The organism is Paraburkholderia sp. 40 (assembly GCF_050434105.1).
Taxonomy (GTDB): Bacteria; Pseudomonadota; Gammaproteobacteria; order Burkholderiales; family Burkholderiaceae; genus Paraburkholderia; species Paraburkholderia tuberum.
The window spans coordinates 3,757,396-3,773,404 of sequence record NZ_JBNPVY010000004.1; the positions used below are offsets into that span (position 1 = coordinate 3,757,396).

A 16,009-nucleotide genomic window follows, 5' to 3' on the forward strand; every position below is an offset into this window, starting at 1 on the left:
TCTGACCGGCGTTTGCGGAGCGCGCGTGATGAATCACTTCCCCAAGCTGTTATCGTCGCAAATCGGTTTCGACGTCGCACAGACGATGCTCGAAGGGTTCGACCGTCACTACCGGATCTTTCGCGAAGCCGCGATCCACGCGAAGACGCTGTTCGAAACCGGCGACTGGCATGGCATACAAAAACTCGCGCGCGACCGCATCGCCTCGTACGACGATCGCGTGCAGGAATGCGTGCAGCTGCTCGAAGACGAGTACGACGCGGAGAACATCGACAGCGAAGTGTGGCAGCAGATCAAGCTGCACTATATCGGCCTTCTGACCACGCACCGTCAGCCCGAATGCGCGGAAACGTTTTTTAATTCGGTATCCTGCAAGATCCTGCACCGCTCGTATTTCAACAACGATTTCATTTTCGTGCGCCCAGCGATCTCGACCGAATACATCGAGAACGACGAACCGGCCGCGAAGCCGACCTATCGCGCGTATTACCCCGGTACAGATGGACTTGCCGCGACGCTGGAGCGAATCGTCACGAACTTCCAGCTCGATCCGCTGTTCGAGGATCTGACGCGCGACGTCGCCTGCGTGATGCAGTCGATTCACGAAGCGTTCGGCGTATTCGACGAAGCGCCGAACTTCCAGATTCACGTACTGTCGTCGCTGTTTTATCGCAACAAGGCCGCGTATATCGTCGGGCGCATCATCAACGGTGACGCGCTGCTGCCGTTCGCGGTGCCGCTGCGTCATGTGAAACCGGGCGTGCTCGCGCTCGACACGGTGCTGCTCAAGCGCGAGCAATTGCTGATCATCTTCAGCTTCTCGCGCTCGTATTTTCTGGTCGACATGGAAGTGCCGTCCGCGTATGTCGAGTTTCTGCGCACGGTCATGCCGGGCAAACCGAAGGCGGAAATCTATACGTCGGTGGGTCTGCAGAAACAGGGCAAGAATCTGTTCTATCGCGACCTGCTGCATCACCTGTCGCATTCGAGCGACCATTTCATCGTCGCGCCCGGCATCAAGGGGCTCGTGATGCTGGTGTTCACGTTGCCGTCGTTTCCGTACGTGTTCAAGCTGATCAGGGACAACTTTCCGCCGCCGAAGGAAACCACGCGCGCGCAGATCCAGCAGAAGTATCAGCTCGTCAAACGCCACGACCGCCTGGGCCGCATGGCCGACACGCTCGAATATTCGAGCGTCGCGCTGCCGCTTGCGCGGCTCGACGAAACGCTGTTGCGCGAACTCGAGAAGGAAGTGCCGTCGCTGATCGAGTACGACGGCGAGAACCTCGTGATTCGCCATATGTACATCGAGCGACGCATGGTGCCGCTCAATCTGTTCCTGCAGAACGGCAACGACGACGACGTCGAGCGCGGTATCAAGGAATACGGCAACGCGGTGAAGGAACTGATCCAGGCGAACATCTTCCCCGGCGACTTGCTGTACAAGAACTTCGGTGTCACGCGACATGGCCGCGTCGTGTTCTACGACTACGACGAGATCGAATACCTGACCGACTGCAACGTGCGCGCGGTGCCACCGCCGCGCAACGAGGAAGACGAAATGTCGGCCGAGCCGTGGTACGCGGTCGGTCCGCACGATATTTTTCCGCAGACGTACGGCACGTTCCTGCTCGGCGATCCGCGCGTGCGCCGCTCGTTCATGCGGCATCACGCGGATTTCTTCGAACCCGAACTGTGGCAACGACACAAGGATTCCCTGTTGAAGGGCGAGCTGCCCGATTTTTTCCCGTACGACCAGACCGTGCGCTTTTGCGTGCGTTATCCGGAGCGGTTCGCCCAAGCGCCCGATGCGCAGGCGGACGAGCCAAATGTGCGCGTGGCTTGATGAATCCCACGAGGATTCGCATCAGGCAACGCGCGGCGGTAGCCATCCAAGCTATGACCAAGGAGCTCAAACATGAATGACGCAAACCACAGTGGTATCCACGCCGATCCGATCGTGATCGTCAGCGCGGCGCGTACGCCGATGGCCGGCTTTCAGGGCGACTTCGCGTCGCTGACCGCGCCACAGCTCGGCGCGGTCGCGATCAAAGCGGCCGTGGAGCGCGCGGGTCTGAAGCCCGAGCAGATCGACGAAGCGGTGATGGGCTGCGTGCTGCCCGCCGGCCTCGGCCAGGCGCCCGCGCGCCAGGCCGCGCTCGGCGCGGGTCTACCGCTCGCCACCGGCTGCACGACGGTCAACAAGATGTGCGGCTCCGGCATGCGCGCGGCGATGTTCGCGCACGACATGCTGGCCGCGGGCTCGCTCGACGTGATCGTCGCGGGCGGCATGGAGAGCATGACGAACGCGCCGTATCTGCTGCCGAAAGCGCGCGGCGGCATGCGCATGGGCCACGGCCAGGTGCTCGACCACATGTTCTACGACGGCCTCGAAGACGCCTACGACAAAGGCCGTCTGATGGGCGCGTTCGCCGAGGAATGCGCGGCGTCGTTCGACTTCACGCGCGAGGCGCAGGATGCGTTCGCGGTCGAGTCGTTGAACCGCGCGAAGCGCGCGAACGAGGACGGCTCGTTCGACTGGGAAATCGCGCCGGTTACGGTGGCGGGCCGCAAGGGTGACGTCACGATCGCGCGCGACGAGCAGCCGTTCAAGGCCAACCTCGACAAGATCCCCACGCTGAAGCCCGCGTTCAGCAAGACCGGCACCGTGACGGCGGCGAACTCGTCGTCGATCTCGGACGGCGCGGCCGCGCTCGTGATGATGCGCGAGTCGACCGCGAAACGGCTCGGCGTGGCGCCGCTCGCGCGCGTCGTCGGTCATTCGACGTTCGCGCAGGCGCCCGCGAAGTTCACCACCGCGCCGGTCGGCGCGATCCGCAAGCTGCTCGGGAAGAACGGTTGGCGCGCCGGCGACGTCGATCTGTACGAAATCAACGAAGCGTTCGCGGTCGTCACGATGGCCGCGATGAAAGAGCACGATTTACCGCACAACAAGGTCAACGTGAACGGCGGCGCGTGCGCGTTAGGCCATCCGATCGGCGCCTCGGGCGCGCGCATTCTCGTCACGCTGATCGGCGCGCTGAAGAATCGCGGTCTGAAGCGCGGTGTCGCGACGCTGTGTATCGGCGGCGGCGAGGCGACGGCGATGGGTGTCGAACTGATCTGACGCAGCCACAAAATCTTCGAGGAATACGATGAAAACAGTGTTGATCGTCGGTGCATCGCGTGGCATCGGCCAGGAATTCGTCCGGCAGTACAGAAACAGCGGCTGGCGCGTGCTCGCGACCGCGCGCGACGGCGCCGCGCTCGATGCGCTCAACGAACTCGGCGCCGAAACCTTCGCGCTCGACGTCACCGCGCCCGAAGACATCGCGGCGCTCGGCTGGAAGCTCGACGGCGAACGGCTCGATGCCGCGATCCTGGTGTCGGGCGTGTACGGTCCACGCACCGAAGGCATCGAAACGATCACCGCCGAGGACTTCGATCACGTAATGCACACGAACGTGCGCGGCCCGATGCAGCTGCTGCCAATCCTGCTGCCGCTCGTCGAGGAAACGGACGGCGTGCTCGCGGTGATTTCGAGTCGCATGGGCAGCATCGCCGATGCAAGCGGCACGACCGGCTGGCTGTATCGCGCGAGCAAGGCGGCGCTGAACGCCGTGCTGAAGCTCGCGTCGCTCGACGCGCAACGCGCGACCTGCGTGTCGCTGCATCCCGGCTGGGTGCGCACCGACATGGGCGGCGCGCAGGCCGCGCTCGATCCCGCGCGCAGCGTGGCCGGCATGCGCGAGGTGCTGGCGCAGGCGGCGGCATCGCGCGACGCGTTCCACGGCCGCTTCTTTCAGCACGACGGCACGCAGCTCGACTGGTAGACAACTACGTTGCATGGGACCGGAGACACGCTCATGGTGCTTGATCAGGATCACCTGATGGTGCGCGACGCGCTGCGCACCTTCGTGCGCGAAGCGATCACGCCGTACGCGGCGCAATGGGACCGCGAGCGCACCTTTCCGCACGACGTGCACCGGCAGCTCGCCGAGCTCGGTGCTTATGGCGTGCTGGTGCCCGAAACGTATGGCGGCGCCGGCATGGACGCGCTCGCGCTCGCGTTGATCCTCGAAGAAATCGCGGCCGGCGACGGCGGCACGTCGACCGCGATCTCGGTGAACAACTGCCCGGTGTGCAGCATCCTGCTCACCTATGGCAACGACGCGCAGAAGCGCGACTGGCTCACGCCGCTCGCGCGCGGCGAGATGCTCGGCGCGTTCTGCCTGACCGAGCCGCAAGCGGGCTCGGATGCGTCGGCGCTGCGCACCACCGCGACACGCGACGGCGACGCGTACGTGCTGAATGGCGTCAAACAGTTCATCACGAGCGGCAAGAACGGCGACGTCGCGATCGTGATGGCCGTCACCGACAAGGCCGCTGGCAAGCGCGGCATCAGCGCGTTCATCGTGCCCACCGGCACGCCGGGCTACGTGGTCGCGCGGGTCGAAGACAAGCTCGGCCAGCATTCGTCGGATACCGCGCAAATCGTATTCGAGGCGTGCCGCGTGCCGGCCGCGAACCTGATCGGCGCGGAAGGCGAAGGCTACCGGATCGCGTTGTCGGGTCTCGAAGGCGGGCGCATCGGTATCGCCGCGCAAAGCGTCGGCATGGCACGCGCCGCGTTCGAGGCGGCGCTGACTTACGCAAAAGAACGCGAGAGCTTCGGCGCGCCGCTGTTCTCGCACCAGGCGGTGCAGTTTCGCCTTGCCGACATGGCGACCCAACTCGAAGCCGCGCGTCAATTGATCTGGCACGCGGCGTCGCTGAAGGACGCGGGCCAGCCGTGTCTGACCGAAGCCGCGATGGCAAAACTGTTCGCCTCCGAAGCGGCCGAGCGCATCTGCTCGGCCGCCTTGCAGACGCACGGCGGCTACGGTTATCTGAGCGACTTCCCGGTCGAGCGGATTTACCGCGACGTGCGCGTGTGCCAGATCTACGAGGGCACGAGCGACATCCAGAAGATCCTGATCGCTCGCGCGCTCAACTGAAATTTCAATGAACAAGCCATTGTTGTCACTGCAAAGACCTGTCGACTGTCCGTGCGGCGGCGCCGCGCCCGACGCACGCGGGGGCACCGCGACCAAAGCCCCGCGTTTCGCGCAATGCTGCGGCCGCTATATCGACGGCGGCGAAGCGCCGCCGCGCGCGCTCGAACTAATGCGCTCGCGCTATAGCGCGTACGTGCTCGGTGCAACCGACTACCTGCGCGCGACGTGGGACCCCAGCACCTGCCCCGCCGATCTCGACGTCGATCCCACCGTGCCCGACGCTCCCCGTTGGCTCGGACTGCAGATCAAAGGCTTCGCCGAAAGCGATGCCGATCGCGCGACCGTCGAATTCATCGCCCGCTACAAAGTGGGGGGACGTGCTTATCGGTTGCATGAATCGAGTCGATTCGTGCGCGGCGATGATGGCCGCTGGCGTTATGTCGACGGCGACGTCAATGAGTAAATGAAGAGCACGCGACGATTAAGTAATCGCTGCATTCAGCGCCGAAGCTTTCTCGTGCCTTTCACTCGCTCTCGACAAACTTTATAAAGGCCTTTGCATAGGCCTTTTTTCGTTCCTTTCACGCGGGTTTCTTCGTTGGCCTCGCACCACAGCACTGACACGACCTTTACTCGCCGCTTCCCGCCACATGTCCCCCGCCCTTGCCCGGCGAGGCTTTGAAGCCTCGTTCGCACATGCAGCAATTTTTTAGTCACGGGTTCTCCTTGATTGCACAAAACAAAATTGTCGTGCCAGGATGAGTCCGTAGTTTCATGACGTCACATTGCGAGAGAGGGTCATACCGGCTCCGCAACATGCAAAGGAAGGCTGACCGGCCGCTGATCGAACGCGAGCCGCGCGGACTCCGACAGCATCAAGTGACGTTCATCCTCGGCGCGTGGGTCGCGTCGGCCGTTGGGTTCATCCCGTGCGATCTCGATTTGCGTGCGTGCGCTTCCCGCAACGTTCGCGAGTGAGTCTGTTTGTGTCGAAATCGCGAACGAAAGCTGAATGTCAGCCGCGTTTTGCGCAACCGGACAGCACGGAGTTCTGTACACGTCTTTAAAGCAGGTGCGTCAATGGTGTTGAGCAAGGTTCTGACGAAGTGTGCGGCGATCTGCGCCGCGGCCACGTGTGCTGTCACGATCGCGCACGCCGATCCGCTCGCCTACTCGTCCCTTTCCGCACACAACGCGACGCCGTCGAGCGACACCCAGGGACCGCTGTCGCGCGCCCGCGTGCCGCGCCTCGCGCTGGACGACGACATCTACCTGCCCACCGCTCACCTGAACGAAAAGATCATCCGCGTGCCGGTCGACGCCACCGGCACGGTCACGCTTGAAACCACGATCTACAAGCCGGACGGCCCCGGCCCGTTCCCGATGATCGTCTTCAACCACGGCAAGATTCCGGGCGACCCGCGCACGCAGGAACGCAGCGACCCGCTGCCGTTCGCGCGCGAATTCGTGCGCCGCGGTTACGTCGTCGTCGCGCCGAACCGCCAGGGCTTCGGTCACTCGGACGGCGTGTACGAGCAGGACGGTTGCGACGTCGAGCGCAACGGCCTTGGCCAGGCCGGCGACGTCGCAGCGACGATCGATTACATGTCGAAGCAACCTTATGTCGACGCGACGCACATCGCGGTGGCCGGCACCTCGCATGGCGGTCTTGCGACGATCGCATACGGCACCGAAGCTGCGCCCGGCGTGCGCGCGCTGATCAATTTCTCTGGCGGCCTGCGCCAGGACGCCTGCGAAGACTGGCAAGGCAATCTGACGCGCGCATTCGGCGCGTACGGCGAGAAGACTGCGGTGCCGTCGCTGTGGCTCTATGGCGATAACGATTCGGTGTGGAACGCGCCGCTCGTCGCGGGCATGTACGCCGCGTACGGCGCACACGGCGCCAGCGTGAAGATGGTCGACTTCGGCCACTACAAGAACGACGCGCATCGGCTGGTCGGCGACCGCGACGGCGTGCACGTATGGTGGCCGGCCGTCGAAGCGTTCCTCGCGCGCGCCGGTATGCCGACTGCCGTGCAGTATCACGTCGCCGATCCGGCCGCGCCGAAGGCAACCGGATTCGCCGCGCTCGACGCGATCGACTCGGTGCCGTACCTCGACAACGAGGGCCGCAATGGCTATCGCAACTTCCTGCATCAGTATCCGAGCCGCGCGTTCGCGGTCTCGGACTCGGGCGCGTGGTCGTGGGCCGAGGGCGGCGACGATCCGATGTCGGTGGCGGTGACGAATTGCCAGAAGCAGAGCTCCGATCCGTGCCGGTTGTATGCGGTCGATAACGCGGTCGTGTGGGGCAATCAGAACTCGCAGACGGCGGATGCAAGCGATGCCGATGCCAATGGCCGGAAAGCGATTGCGAGCCGGGAGTGAAGTACGAATAGAGGCGTGAATCGCGCCTGATTCTGATGTGCCGCAAGCCCGCCGTATCGGCGGGCTTTTTCTTTTGCGCTCCGTTCCCCCGCAAAAAAACACCTCGTCACCCCAAATTCTGGCCAGTAACAGCCCATTACTTTGACGTCGCTATCTCCGTCGATTGGCGAGCTTCCCTCACGAAATCGAACGAGCTGCATCGAACGATGCCAAACCTCGACGCTACCGCGAAAAACGAGCATTTCGCGGTTGATGCGCGCGACCAAATAAACCGCTAATCTCGACCCCGCACACTCGCCGAGGCTTGCGTGCGTGGCAAAAAAGCACCCTGGAGTACCTCTTTGGAAAAGTCAGCAGTCCCCCCGGTCGCCCCTGAAGATTGGGTCGCCCGCAGCCTGCGCGCGGTGTGGCATCCGTGCACGCAGATGAAGCACCACGAAAGTCTGCCGCTGATCCCCGTCGCGCGCGGTCAAGGCGCGTGGCTGTACGATCGCGCCGGCCATCGCTATCTCGACGCGATCAGTTCCTGGTGGGTCAATCTGTTCGGTCACGCGAACCCGCGCATCAACGCGGCGCTGAAAGATCAGCTCGATACGCTCGAACACGCGATGCTCGCCGGCTGCACGCACGAGCCCGCCGTCGAACTCGCTGAACGTCTGCACGCGTTGACCGGCAACACGCTCGGCCACGCGTTCTTCGCGTCGGATGGCGCGTCGGCGGTCGAGATCGCGCTGAAGATGAGCTTTCACAGCTGGCGCAACCGGGGCTACGCCGACAAGCAGGAATTCGTCTGCATTGCCAACAGCTATCACGGCGAGACGATCGGCGCGCTCGGCGTGACCGACGTCGCGCTGTTCAAGGACGCGTACGATCCGCTGATTCGTCACGCCCACGTCGTCGCCTCGCCCGATGCGCGGCTCGCGCAAGCGGGCGAAACCGCCGCCGACGTCGGGCGCCGCGCGCTCGACCATGTGCGCGCGCTGTTCGAGGCGCGCGCGAACCGCATCGCCGCACTGATCGTCGAGCCGCTCGTGCAATGCGCGGCCGGCATGGCGATGCACGACGCGTCGTACGTCGCCGGATTGCGCGCGTTGTGCGACCGGTACGGCGTGCATCTGATCGCCGACGAAATCGCAGTCGGCTGCGGCCGCACCGGCACGTTCTTCGCGTGCGAACAGGCGGGCGTGTGGCCGGACTTCCTGTGTCTGTCGAAAGGCATCAGCGGCGGCTATCTGCCGCTGTCGATCGTGCTGTCGCGCGACGAGATCTTCGCGGCCTTCTATCACGACGACACCGCGCGCGGCTTCCTGCACTCGCACTCGTACACCGGCAATCCGCTCGCGTGCCGTGCCGCGCTCGCGACGCTCGATCTGTTCACGAGCGACGACGTGCTCGCCGCCAACGCACGCAAAACGGCGACCCTCGCGGCCGCGCTCGCGCCGCTCGTCGAGCACGCGCACGTGCGCAATCTGCGTCAGCGCGGCACGATCTTCGCGTTCGACGCAATGATCGACGATCCTCAGCAAGCCAAAACGTTCTCGCGCCGCTTCTTCGAAAACGCGCTGCAACGCGAGCTGTTGTTGCGCCCGATCGGCACCACCGTGTACCTGATGCCGCCGTACATCCTCGACGACGAAGAACTCGCGCTGCTCGCCACGCGCACCCGCGACACCTTCGACGCAACGCTCGCGGAGACCCGCTGATGCATCTGCTCGACACACTCGCCGAAGGCCTGAAGGAAATCGACGCGCGCGGCCTGCGCCGACGCCGGCGCACCGCCGACACACCATGCGCCGCGCACATGACGGTCGACGGCCGTGAAATCATCGGCTTCGCGAGCAACGACTATCTGGGCCTTGCCGCGCATCCGCAATTGATCGACGCGATCGCCGAAGGCGCGCGCCTGTATGGCGCGGGCAGCGGCGGCTCGCATCTGCTCGGCGGTCATTCGCGTGCGCATGCGCAACTCGAAGACGATCTCGCCGAATTTGCCGGCGGCTTTCTCGACGATGCCCGCGCGTTGTATTTCAGCACCGGCTATATGGCGAATCTCGCGACGCTGACCGCGCTCGCGGGCCGCGGCACGACGCTGTTCTCCGATGCGCTCAATCACGCTTCGCTGATCGACGGCGCGCGGCTGTCGCGCGCGGATGTCCAGATCTATCCGCACTGCGACATGGATGCATTGAGCGCGATGCTCGAAGCGTCGGAGGCGGACGTCAAGGTGATCGTGTCCGACACGGTGTTCAGCATGGACGGCGACATCGCGCCGCTGCCTCGTTTGCTCGAACTCGCCGAGCGGCACGGCGCATGGCTGATCGTCGACGATGCGCACGGCTTCGGCGTACTGGGTCCGCAAGGCCGTGGCGCGATCGCGCAGGCCGCGCTGCGCTCGCCGCATCTGATTTCGATTGGCACGCTCGGCAAGGCGGCGGGTGTCTCCGGCGCGTTCGTCGTCGCGCATGCGACCGTGATCGAATGGCTCGTGCAGCGCGCGCGTCCGTATATCTTCACGACCGCGTCGGTGCCGGCGGCCGCGCATGCGGTGTCGGCGAGTCTGCGCATCATCGGCGGCGAGGAAGGCGATGCGCGCCGCGCGCATCTCCAGCAACTGATCGATCGCACGCGCGCGTTGCTGAAGGCGACGCCGTGGCTGCCCGTCGATTCACATACGGCCGTGCAACCGCTGATCATCGGCGCGAACGATGCGACGCTCGACATCGCCGCGTCGCTCGATCGCGCGGGGCTGTGGGTGCCCGCGATCCGTCCGCCGACCGTGCCGACCGGCACGTCGCGCCTGCGCATCTCGCTGTCGGCCGCGCACTCCCATGCGGATCTCGACCGGCTCGAGGCTGGCCTGCAACAAGTCGGAGCGCGCGCGGCATGAGCAACATGATTAACGATGACGGCGCGCTGTCGCTGTTCGTCACCGGCACCGATACGGAAATCGGCAAGACCTTCGTGTCGTCGGCGCTATTGCGCGGCTTCGTGCGCGAAGGCCTGCAGGCAGCAGCGATGAAGCCGATCGCGGCGGGCGCGTTCGAAGTGAACGGCGTGCTGCACAACGAGGACGCGGATCAGCTCGATGCCGCGTCGGGCGTGCTGCTGCCGCCCGCCATGCGCACGCCGTATCTGCTGAGGGAACCGGCCGCGCCGCACATCGCGGCGGCGCTGGAAAACGTCTCGTTCGATCTCGAGCACATCGTCGCGTGCCATCGCGAGGCGTTGAAGCTCGCCGAGGTGGTCGTTGTCGAAGGTGTCGGCGGATTTCGCGTGCCGTTGACCGCGACGCGGGACACCGCCGATCTCGCCGTCGCGCTGAAGCTGCCGGTGGTGCTGGTGGTCGGCATGCGGCTCGGCTGCATCAGCCACGCGCTGCTGACTGCCGAAGCGATCGCCGCGCGCGGTCTGACGCTCGCGGGCTGGGTCGCGAATCGCATCGACCCGGACATGACCTTTCCCGACGAAAACATCGCGTCGATTCGCGTGCATTTCGCGCAAGCGTACGACGCGCCGTTGCTCGGCGTCGTGCCGCATATCAGTCCGCCGTCGCCGGAGCTTGCAGCGCAACAGCTCGACATTCGACGGCTTCTGCAAACGCTGCGCCAATTGCGCGCGGCATAGCGCTGCCCCGCAGCGCCGAACCCAAATTCATCCGTTTACGAGGATCGATCACATGACACAACTGAACATCGCAGCAGGCACCGCCGAAGCGAGCGCCGCCAACGGCAATCCGACCGCAGCCGCTACTGAGGCGAAGCCGCTCGCGCGTTGGCGCGTCGCCGATATCGTCGCGTTGTACGAACTGCCGTTCAACGACCTGCTGTTTCGCGCGCAGCAAACGCATCGCGAGCATTTCGACGCCAATGCGGTGCAACTGTCGACGCTGCTGTCGATCAAGACCGGCGGCTGCGAAGAGGATTGCGCATACTGTCCGCAATCGGTGCATCACGACACGGGTCTCGCCGCCGACAAGCTGATGCCGGTCGACGAAGTGCTCGCCGCCGCGCAGGTCGCAAAGCAGAACGGCGCCACGCGCTTCTGCATGGGCGCCGCGTGGCGCAATCCGAAGGACCGCCACCTGGAGCCGATCAAGGACATGATCCGCGGCGTGAAGGCGATGGGCCTCGAAACCTGCGTGACGCTCGGCATGCTCGAAACGCACCAGGCACAGGCGCTGCGCGATGCGGGCCTCGACTACTACAACCACAATCTCGATACGTCACCGGAGTTCTACGGCCAGATCATTTCGACGCGCACGTACCAGGATCGCCTCGACACGCTCGAACGCGTGCGCGACGCGGGCATCAACGTGTGCTGCGGCGGCATCGTCGGTATGGGCGAATCGCGCCGCGAACGCGCGGGGCTGATCGCGCAGCTCGCGAACATGGAGCCGTATCCGGAATCGGTGCCGATCAACAATCTGGTGCAGGTGCAAGGCACGCCGCTGACCGGGACCGAAGCGATCGATCCGTTCGAATTCGTGCGCACGATCGCGATTGCGCGCGTCACGATGCCGCGCGCGATGGTACGTCTATCGGCCGGACGCGAGCAGATGGATGAGGCGTTGCAGGCAATGTGCTTCCTCGCGGGCGCGAATTCGATTTTCTACGGCGATCAGTTGCTGACCACGAGCAACCCGCAGGCGGAAGCGGATCGCAAGCTGCTCGCGCGCCTGGGGATTCGCGCTGAGGCTGCGCAGCAGATGCCGGTCGAGCACAGTGGGGGCGAGCATGGGTGTGCGCATGGGCATGGGGATCACAGCGTGGCGAATTGAGTCGCGCAACTGTTTCATCGATATGTCGCATGCGCCAGGCGTGTGCGAATAGAAAAGGCTGCCTCGTTTTGCGAGGCAGCCTTTTCATTTGACGCAAAACCCGGCGCTTACTTCCGATCAACAATAACCTGATCGAACGTCCCCCCATCGGAGATGTGCGTGTCCTGCGTCTTCTCCCAGCTCCCGAACATCTCCTCCACCGTGAACGTCTTGATCGGCTTGAACTCGGCCGCGCGCTTCGCGAGGACGCCCTTGTCGCGCGGACGCAGATGATGCTGAGCGACGATCTCCTGCGCGGCCGGCGACCACAGATAGTCGAGATTCGCCTGCGCTTGCTTGCGCGTGCCACGCTTGTCGACGACCTTATCGACGATCGACACCGCTCACACGAGCGCATGCGGCGCGGTTTCGATCGCCTCTTCGCGAAAGCGCAGCGGCGCCGAGCAATGCACGAGCGTATCGACGAAATACTTCGCGCGCGGCCACGGACCGAAGCCCGCCGCCGTGTTGATATGCCCCGCGTCGCCGAGATTGACGAACGCGCTGCCGAGACGCTGCGCAAGATCGCGCGCGTCGGCGAGCGCCATCCACGGATCGGTTTCGCTGCCGATCAAAATCGACGGCACGCCCAGACGTCGCGCGTCGAACGGTCCCGCGAATTCGAACTTCCGCGGACTCGCGGGCGCGACGAACAGCACGCCGACCACCTCGCTGGCGAGCGCGCCCTGCTGCAACGCATGCGCGGTCGCGAGGCAGCCAAAGCTATGCGCGGCCAGCACGAATGGACCGCGTTCGCGCGCGAGCAGGTCGCACAACGACTTCGCCCATAGCGCGAGATCGGGCGCGTCCCAGTTGGCCTGCTCGACGCGCAACGAGCGCGCGAACTGCCGCTCCAGCCATGTTTGCCAATGCGCGCCGTCGCTGCCGTGCAAGCCGGGAACGGTGACGAGCCGTGGCGGCCAGCTCGATCGGGTGCATGAAAGCATGTGCGTGCCTCGCTGCGCAAGGAATCCAGGCAATCATTGTCCCGCCCGGTCGCGCATCGATGAACCAAGTTTTTGTGCTTTCGTTATCGGGCAAACGAAGAAATGCGCGGGTACGCGCGAACTCGACGCCCACCACGGCATGCATTTCGAAGCGCACGTGCGTGCGCAAACGCGCGCGATTTGCGTCGAAAAAGTAGAATGAAGCCTATTCATACCGGGAGGAGACCCGATCCCGCACGCGTCGTCCGATTGCCGTCGCGCGCTCTGGGTCCGTCCCGCTCATGCCCACAGCGACGCCGACGCATTCCGGACCGCATGAAAATACTCTTCTACGCACCGCACACCGAAGCCGCCGCGTGGCTGCACGACTTTGCGCGCGCTCTGCCCGCCGCCGAGCTGCGCGAATGGAAGCCCGGCGACACCGGCCCAGCCGATTTCGCGGTGGTCTGGCGTCCGCCGCGCGAGATGCTGGCCGGACGCAATACGCTGCGCGCGATCTTCAATCTCGGCGCTGGCGTCGATGCGATTCTCGCGCTCGAACGCGCGCATCCGGGCACGTTGCCGCCCGAGGTGCCGTTGATTCGCCTCGAAGATACCGGCATGGGCGCGCAGATGGCCGAGTACGTGACGCATGCGGTGCTGCGCTATCTGCGCCGCTTCGACGAATATCAGGTGCTGCAAGGCGAGCGCCGCTGGAAAGTGCTCGAGCCGCATCCGCGCGCAACGTTCACGGTGGCTGTGCTCGGGCTCGGCGTGCTCGGCACGCAGGTCGCGCAAACGCTCGCTTCGTTCGGCCTGCCGGTGCGCGGCTTTACTCGCGGCGAGAAGCAGATCGATGGCATCGCGACGTTCGCCGGCGACGCGCAATTCGATAGCTTCCTCGACGGCGCGAAGGTGCTCGTCAATCTGCTGCCGCATACACCCGACACGGAAAGCGTGCTGAATGCGCGAGTCTTCGCGAAGCTCGCGCGCGGCGCATATCTGATCAACGTCGCGCGCGGCGCGCATCTCGTCGAAGCGGATCTGCTCGCTGCGCTCGCGAGCGGCCAGCTCGCCGCCGCGACGCTCGACGTGTTCCGCGAGGAACCGCTGCCCGCCGATCATCCTTTCTGGCGCGAGCCGCGCATCACGATCACGCCGCACACGTCGGCGCTGACATTGCGCGAGGACAGCGTCGCGCAGGTCGCGGACAAGATCGGCGCGATGATGCGCGGCGAGCAGGTGAGCGGCGCAGTGCAACTGGAACGCGGCTACTGAGTGAAACCCGCGCCCGCACGCGTCGCAGGCGTGCGGGCTGAATTGAATTGCAGCAACGCGGCAGCACCCATCCCGGATGGGACAGCGATAAAGCCGCATCGGATCGGAGACACATCATGGCCTTACCGAAGCAAGTGAAAATCGTCGAAGTGGGTCCGCGCGACGGGCTGCAGAACGAGAAGGAATTCGTGCCGACCGCGACCAAGATCGAGCTGATCAACCGTCTGTCGGCGGCGGGCTTCCGCAACGTCGAAGCAGCGTCGTTCGTGTCGCCGAAATGGGTGCCGCAGATGGCCGACGGCGCAGACCTGATGGCCGGCATCGAGCGCCACGACGGCACGATTTACTCGGTGCTGACGCCGAACCTGCGCGGTTTCGAAGGCGCGCTCGCCGCGCGCGCCGACGAGATCGTCATCTTCGGCGCGGCGAGCGAGGCGTTCTCGCAGAAGAACATCAACTGCAGCATCGCGGAGAGCATCGAGCGATTCGCGCCAGTCGCCGCGGCGGCGAAACAACATAAGCTGCGGATTCGCGGCAGCGTGTCGTGCGCGCTCGGCTGTCCGTACCAGGGCGAAGTGCCGGTCGCGTCGGTCGTCGACGTCGTCAAGCGCTTCGGGGCGCTCGGCTGCGACGAGATCGATATCGCCGACACGATCGGCGTCGGCACGCCGAAACGCACCCGCGAAGTGTTCGAGGCCGTAACCGAAGTGTTTCCGCGCGAGCATCTGTCGGGACACTTTCACGACACCTATGGCCAGGCGCTCGCGAACATCTACGCGGCGCTGCTCGAAGGCGTCGAGATTTTTCATGCGTCGGTCGCGGGGCTCGGCGGTTGCCCGTATGCGAAGGGCGCGACCGGCAACGTCGCGACCGAAGACGTGCTGTATCTGATGAACGGCCTCGGCATCGAGACCGGTATCGACCTCGCCCAGGTGGTCGAAATCGGCGACTTCATTTCGAACGCGATCGGCCGGCCCAACGTTTCGCGCGCCGGCAAAGCGCTGCTCGCGAAGGCGCGCAGCGAAGCGAATACCTGCGTATAAACGCTCTATCCATTTTCAATCAGGATCCCCAACGATGAACGACCTCGCGTCCTTCGACTCCGACGATCTCGCCGCGCTGCCCGACTCGGCACGCCGCGTCGCGCTGCTGCTGCGCGAACGCGGTCATGCGGGGCGAATCGTGATGCTGCCGGAAACCGGCAAGACTTCCGCCGAAGCGGCCGCCGGACTCGGCTGCTCGGTCGCGCAGATCGCGAAGTCAATCCTGTTCCGGCGCCGCGAAGACGACACGCCGGTGCTCGTGATCGCGAGCGGCGCGAATCGTGTCGACGAAAGGAAAGTGGCCGCGCACGTCGGCGAGATCGGCCGCGCGGACGCGAAGTTCGTGCGCGAAAAAACCGGCTATGCGATCGGTGGCGTGTGCCCGGTCGGTCACGCGACCGAGCCGGTCACGTTGATCGATGCGGATTTGCTCGAGCTGGAGAGCCTGTGGGCGGCCGCCGGTCATCCGCACGCGGTGTTCAATCTGACCGCGCAGGAGCTGATCTCGCTCACAGGCGCACCGGTCGTCGATGTCGCGTTGCGCGAGCCGGCCTGAACACG

Annotated in this window: 14 protein-coding genes and 1 pseudogene; 13 read left to right on the plus strand and 2 right to left on the minus strand. The window is 64.9% G+C overall.

Translation table 11 applies throughout. From position 1 onward, the window contains the following. Positions 1 to 28 precede the first annotated feature (28 nt). From aceK to bioB, 10 genes are all read left to right on the plus strand, one after another. Positions 29 to 1,846, plus strand: coding sequence for a bifunctional isocitrate dehydrogenase kinase/phosphatase (gene aceK / locus OKW28_RS39405; RefSeq protein ID WP_429453439.1), 1,818 nt, complete (start codon positions 29 to 31; stop codon positions 1,844 to 1,846). Positions 1,847 to 1,918: 72 nt separating this feature from the next. Next, entirely contained in the window at positions 1,919 to 3,127 is a 1,209-nt protein-coding gene (locus OKW28_RS39410; RefSeq protein ID WP_429453440.1) for an acetyl-CoA C-acetyltransferase, read from the plus strand. A 28-nt stretch (positions 3,128 to 3,155) separates the two neighbouring features. Next, entirely contained in the window at positions 3,156 to 3,833 is a 678-nt protein-coding gene (locus OKW28_RS39415; protein ID WP_187628338.1) for an SDR family oxidoreductase, read from the plus strand. A 33-nt stretch (positions 3,834 to 3,866) separates the two neighbouring features. Beyond that, positions 3,867 to 4,997 (plus strand): acyl-CoA dehydrogenase family protein, encoded by a 1,131-nt coding sequence (locus OKW28_RS39420; RefSeq protein WP_429453443.1) that lies wholly within the window; start codon positions 3,867 to 3,869, stop codon positions 4,995 to 4,997. Between the two features lie 7 nt (positions 4,998 to 5,004). Further along, entirely contained in the window at positions 5,005 to 5,460 is a 456-nt protein-coding gene (locus OKW28_RS39425; RefSeq protein ID WP_429453445.1) for a YchJ family protein, read from the plus strand. Positions 5,461 to 6,077: 617 nt separating this feature from the next. Continuing rightward, entirely contained in the window at positions 6,078 to 7,385 is a 1,308-nt protein-coding gene (locus OKW28_RS39430) for a dienelactone hydrolase family protein (protein ID WP_429453447.1), read from the plus strand. Positions 7,386 to 7,726: 341 nt separating this feature from the next. After that, positions 7,727 to 9,088 carry an adenosylmethionine--8-amino-7-oxononanoate transaminase gene (gene bioA, locus OKW28_RS39435; protein ID WP_429453448.1) on the plus strand — a complete coding sequence of 454 codons (1,362 nt, stop codon included), beginning with the start codon at positions 7,727 to 7,729 and terminating at the stop codon, positions 9,086 to 9,088. After that, a complete protein-coding gene (gene bioF / locus OKW28_RS39440; RefSeq protein WP_429453450.1) occupies positions 9,088 to 10,272 on the plus strand; it encodes an 8-amino-7-oxononanoate synthase in 1,185 nt (394 codons plus the stop codon). The genes bioA and bioF overlap by 1 nt, the downstream gene beginning before the upstream one ends. Beyond that, complete coding sequence (gene bioD, locus OKW28_RS39445; protein WP_429453452.1) at positions 10,269 to 11,009, plus strand: dethiobiotin synthase; 741 nt, start codon at positions 10,269 to 10,271, stop codon at positions 11,007 to 11,009. The genes bioF and bioD overlap by 4 nt, the downstream gene beginning before the upstream one ends. 52 nt (positions 11,010 to 11,061) lie before the next feature. After that, the gene (bioB, locus tag OKW28_RS39450) at positions 11,062 to 12,162 is read left to right on the plus strand and encodes a biotin synthase BioB (RefSeq protein WP_429453454.1); all 1,101 of its coding nucleotides are present in this window, start codon (positions 11,062 to 11,064) and stop codon (positions 12,160 to 12,162) included. 107 nt (positions 12,163 to 12,269) lie between these two features. On the opposite strand, the pseudogene OKW28_RS39455 reads toward bioB, so the two are convergent. Together OKW28_RS39455 and OKW28_RS39460 are read right to left on the minus strand one after the other, a co-directional pair. Beyond that, positions 12,270 to 12,542 (minus strand): annotated as a pseudogene (locus OKW28_RS39455) (sulfate ABC transporter substrate-binding protein); the annotation flags it as partial. A 3-nt stretch (positions 12,543 to 12,545) separates the two neighbouring features. Next, positions 12,546 to 13,148, minus strand: coding sequence for an RBBP9/YdeN family alpha/beta hydrolase (locus OKW28_RS39460; protein WP_429453456.1), 603 nt, complete (start codon positions 13,146 to 13,148; stop codon positions 12,546 to 12,548). Positions 13,149 to 13,463: 315 nt separating this feature from the next. On the opposite strand from OKW28_RS39460, the gene OKW28_RS39465 reads away from it, so the two are divergent. The 3 genes from OKW28_RS39465 (at position 13,464) to OKW28_RS39475 (ending at position 16,004) form a co-directional block, all read left to right on the plus strand. Continuing rightward, positions 13,464 to 14,405 (plus strand): 2-hydroxyacid dehydrogenase, encoded by a 942-nt coding sequence (locus OKW28_RS39465; protein WP_429335652.1) that lies wholly within the window; start codon positions 13,464 to 13,466, stop codon positions 14,403 to 14,405. 116 nt (positions 14,406 to 14,521) lie between these two features. After that, on the plus strand, positions 14,522 to 15,448 hold the full coding sequence (locus OKW28_RS39470) for a hydroxymethylglutaryl-CoA lyase (RefSeq protein ID WP_429453458.1): 927 nt from the start codon (positions 14,522 to 14,524) through the stop codon (positions 15,446 to 15,448). A gap of 34 nt (positions 15,449 to 15,482) precedes the next feature. Further along, positions 15,483 to 16,004: a YbaK/EbsC family protein gene (locus OKW28_RS39475; RefSeq protein ID WP_429453460.1), complete on the plus strand. Its 522-nt coding sequence runs from the start codon at positions 15,483 to 15,485 to the stop codon at positions 16,002 to 16,004. Positions 16,005 to 16,009: the final 5 nt, after the last annotated feature.

Bases quoted from the DNA above. Each gene is read 5' to 3' on its own strand.
- OKW28_RS39430 (WP_429453447.1), top strand. From the start codon at position 6,078: ATGGTGTTGAGCAAGGTTCTGACGAAGTGTGCGGCGATCTGCGCCGCG.
- OKW28_RS39470 (WP_429453458.1), top strand. From the start codon at position 14,522: ATGGCCTTACCGAAGCAAGTGAAAATCGTCGAAGTGGGTCCGCGCGAC.
- OKW28_RS39460 (WP_429453456.1), bottom strand. From the start codon at position 13,148: ATGCTTTCATGCACCCGATCGAGCTGGCCGCCACGGCTCGTCACCGTT.
- bioD (WP_429453452.1), top strand. From the start codon at position 10,269: ATGAGCAACATGATTAACGATGACGGCGCGCTGTCGCTGTTCGTCACC.
- aceK (WP_429453439.1), top strand. From the start codon at position 29: ATGAATCACTTCCCCAAGCTGTTATCGTCGCAAATCGGTTTCGACGTC.
- OKW28_RS39425 (WP_429453445.1), top strand. From the start codon at position 5,005: ATGAACAAGCCATTGTTGTCACTGCAAAGACCTGTCGACTGTCCGTGC.
- OKW28_RS39420 (WP_429453443.1), top strand. From the start codon at position 3,867: ATGGTGCTTGATCAGGATCACCTGATGGTGCGCGACGCGCTGCGCACC.
- OKW28_RS39475 (WP_429453460.1), top strand. From the start codon at position 15,483: ATGAACGACCTCGCGTCCTTCGACTCCGACGATCTCGCCGCGCTGCCC.
- bioB (WP_429453454.1), top strand. From the start codon at position 11,062: ATGACACAACTGAACATCGCAGCAGGCACCGCCGAAGCGAGCGCCGCC.
- OKW28_RS39465 (WP_429335652.1), top strand. From the start codon at position 13,464: ATGAAAATACTCTTCTACGCACCGCACACCGAAGCCGCCGCGTGGCTG.
- bioF (WP_429453450.1), top strand. From the start codon at position 9,088: ATGCATCTGCTCGACACACTCGCCGAAGGCCTGAAGGAAATCGACGCG.
- OKW28_RS39415 (WP_187628338.1), top strand. From the start codon at position 3,156: ATGAAAACAGTGTTGATCGTCGGTGCATCGCGTGGCATCGGCCAGGAA.
- OKW28_RS39410 (WP_429453440.1), top strand. From the start codon at position 1,919: ATGAATGACGCAAACCACAGTGGTATCCACGCCGATCCGATCGTGATC.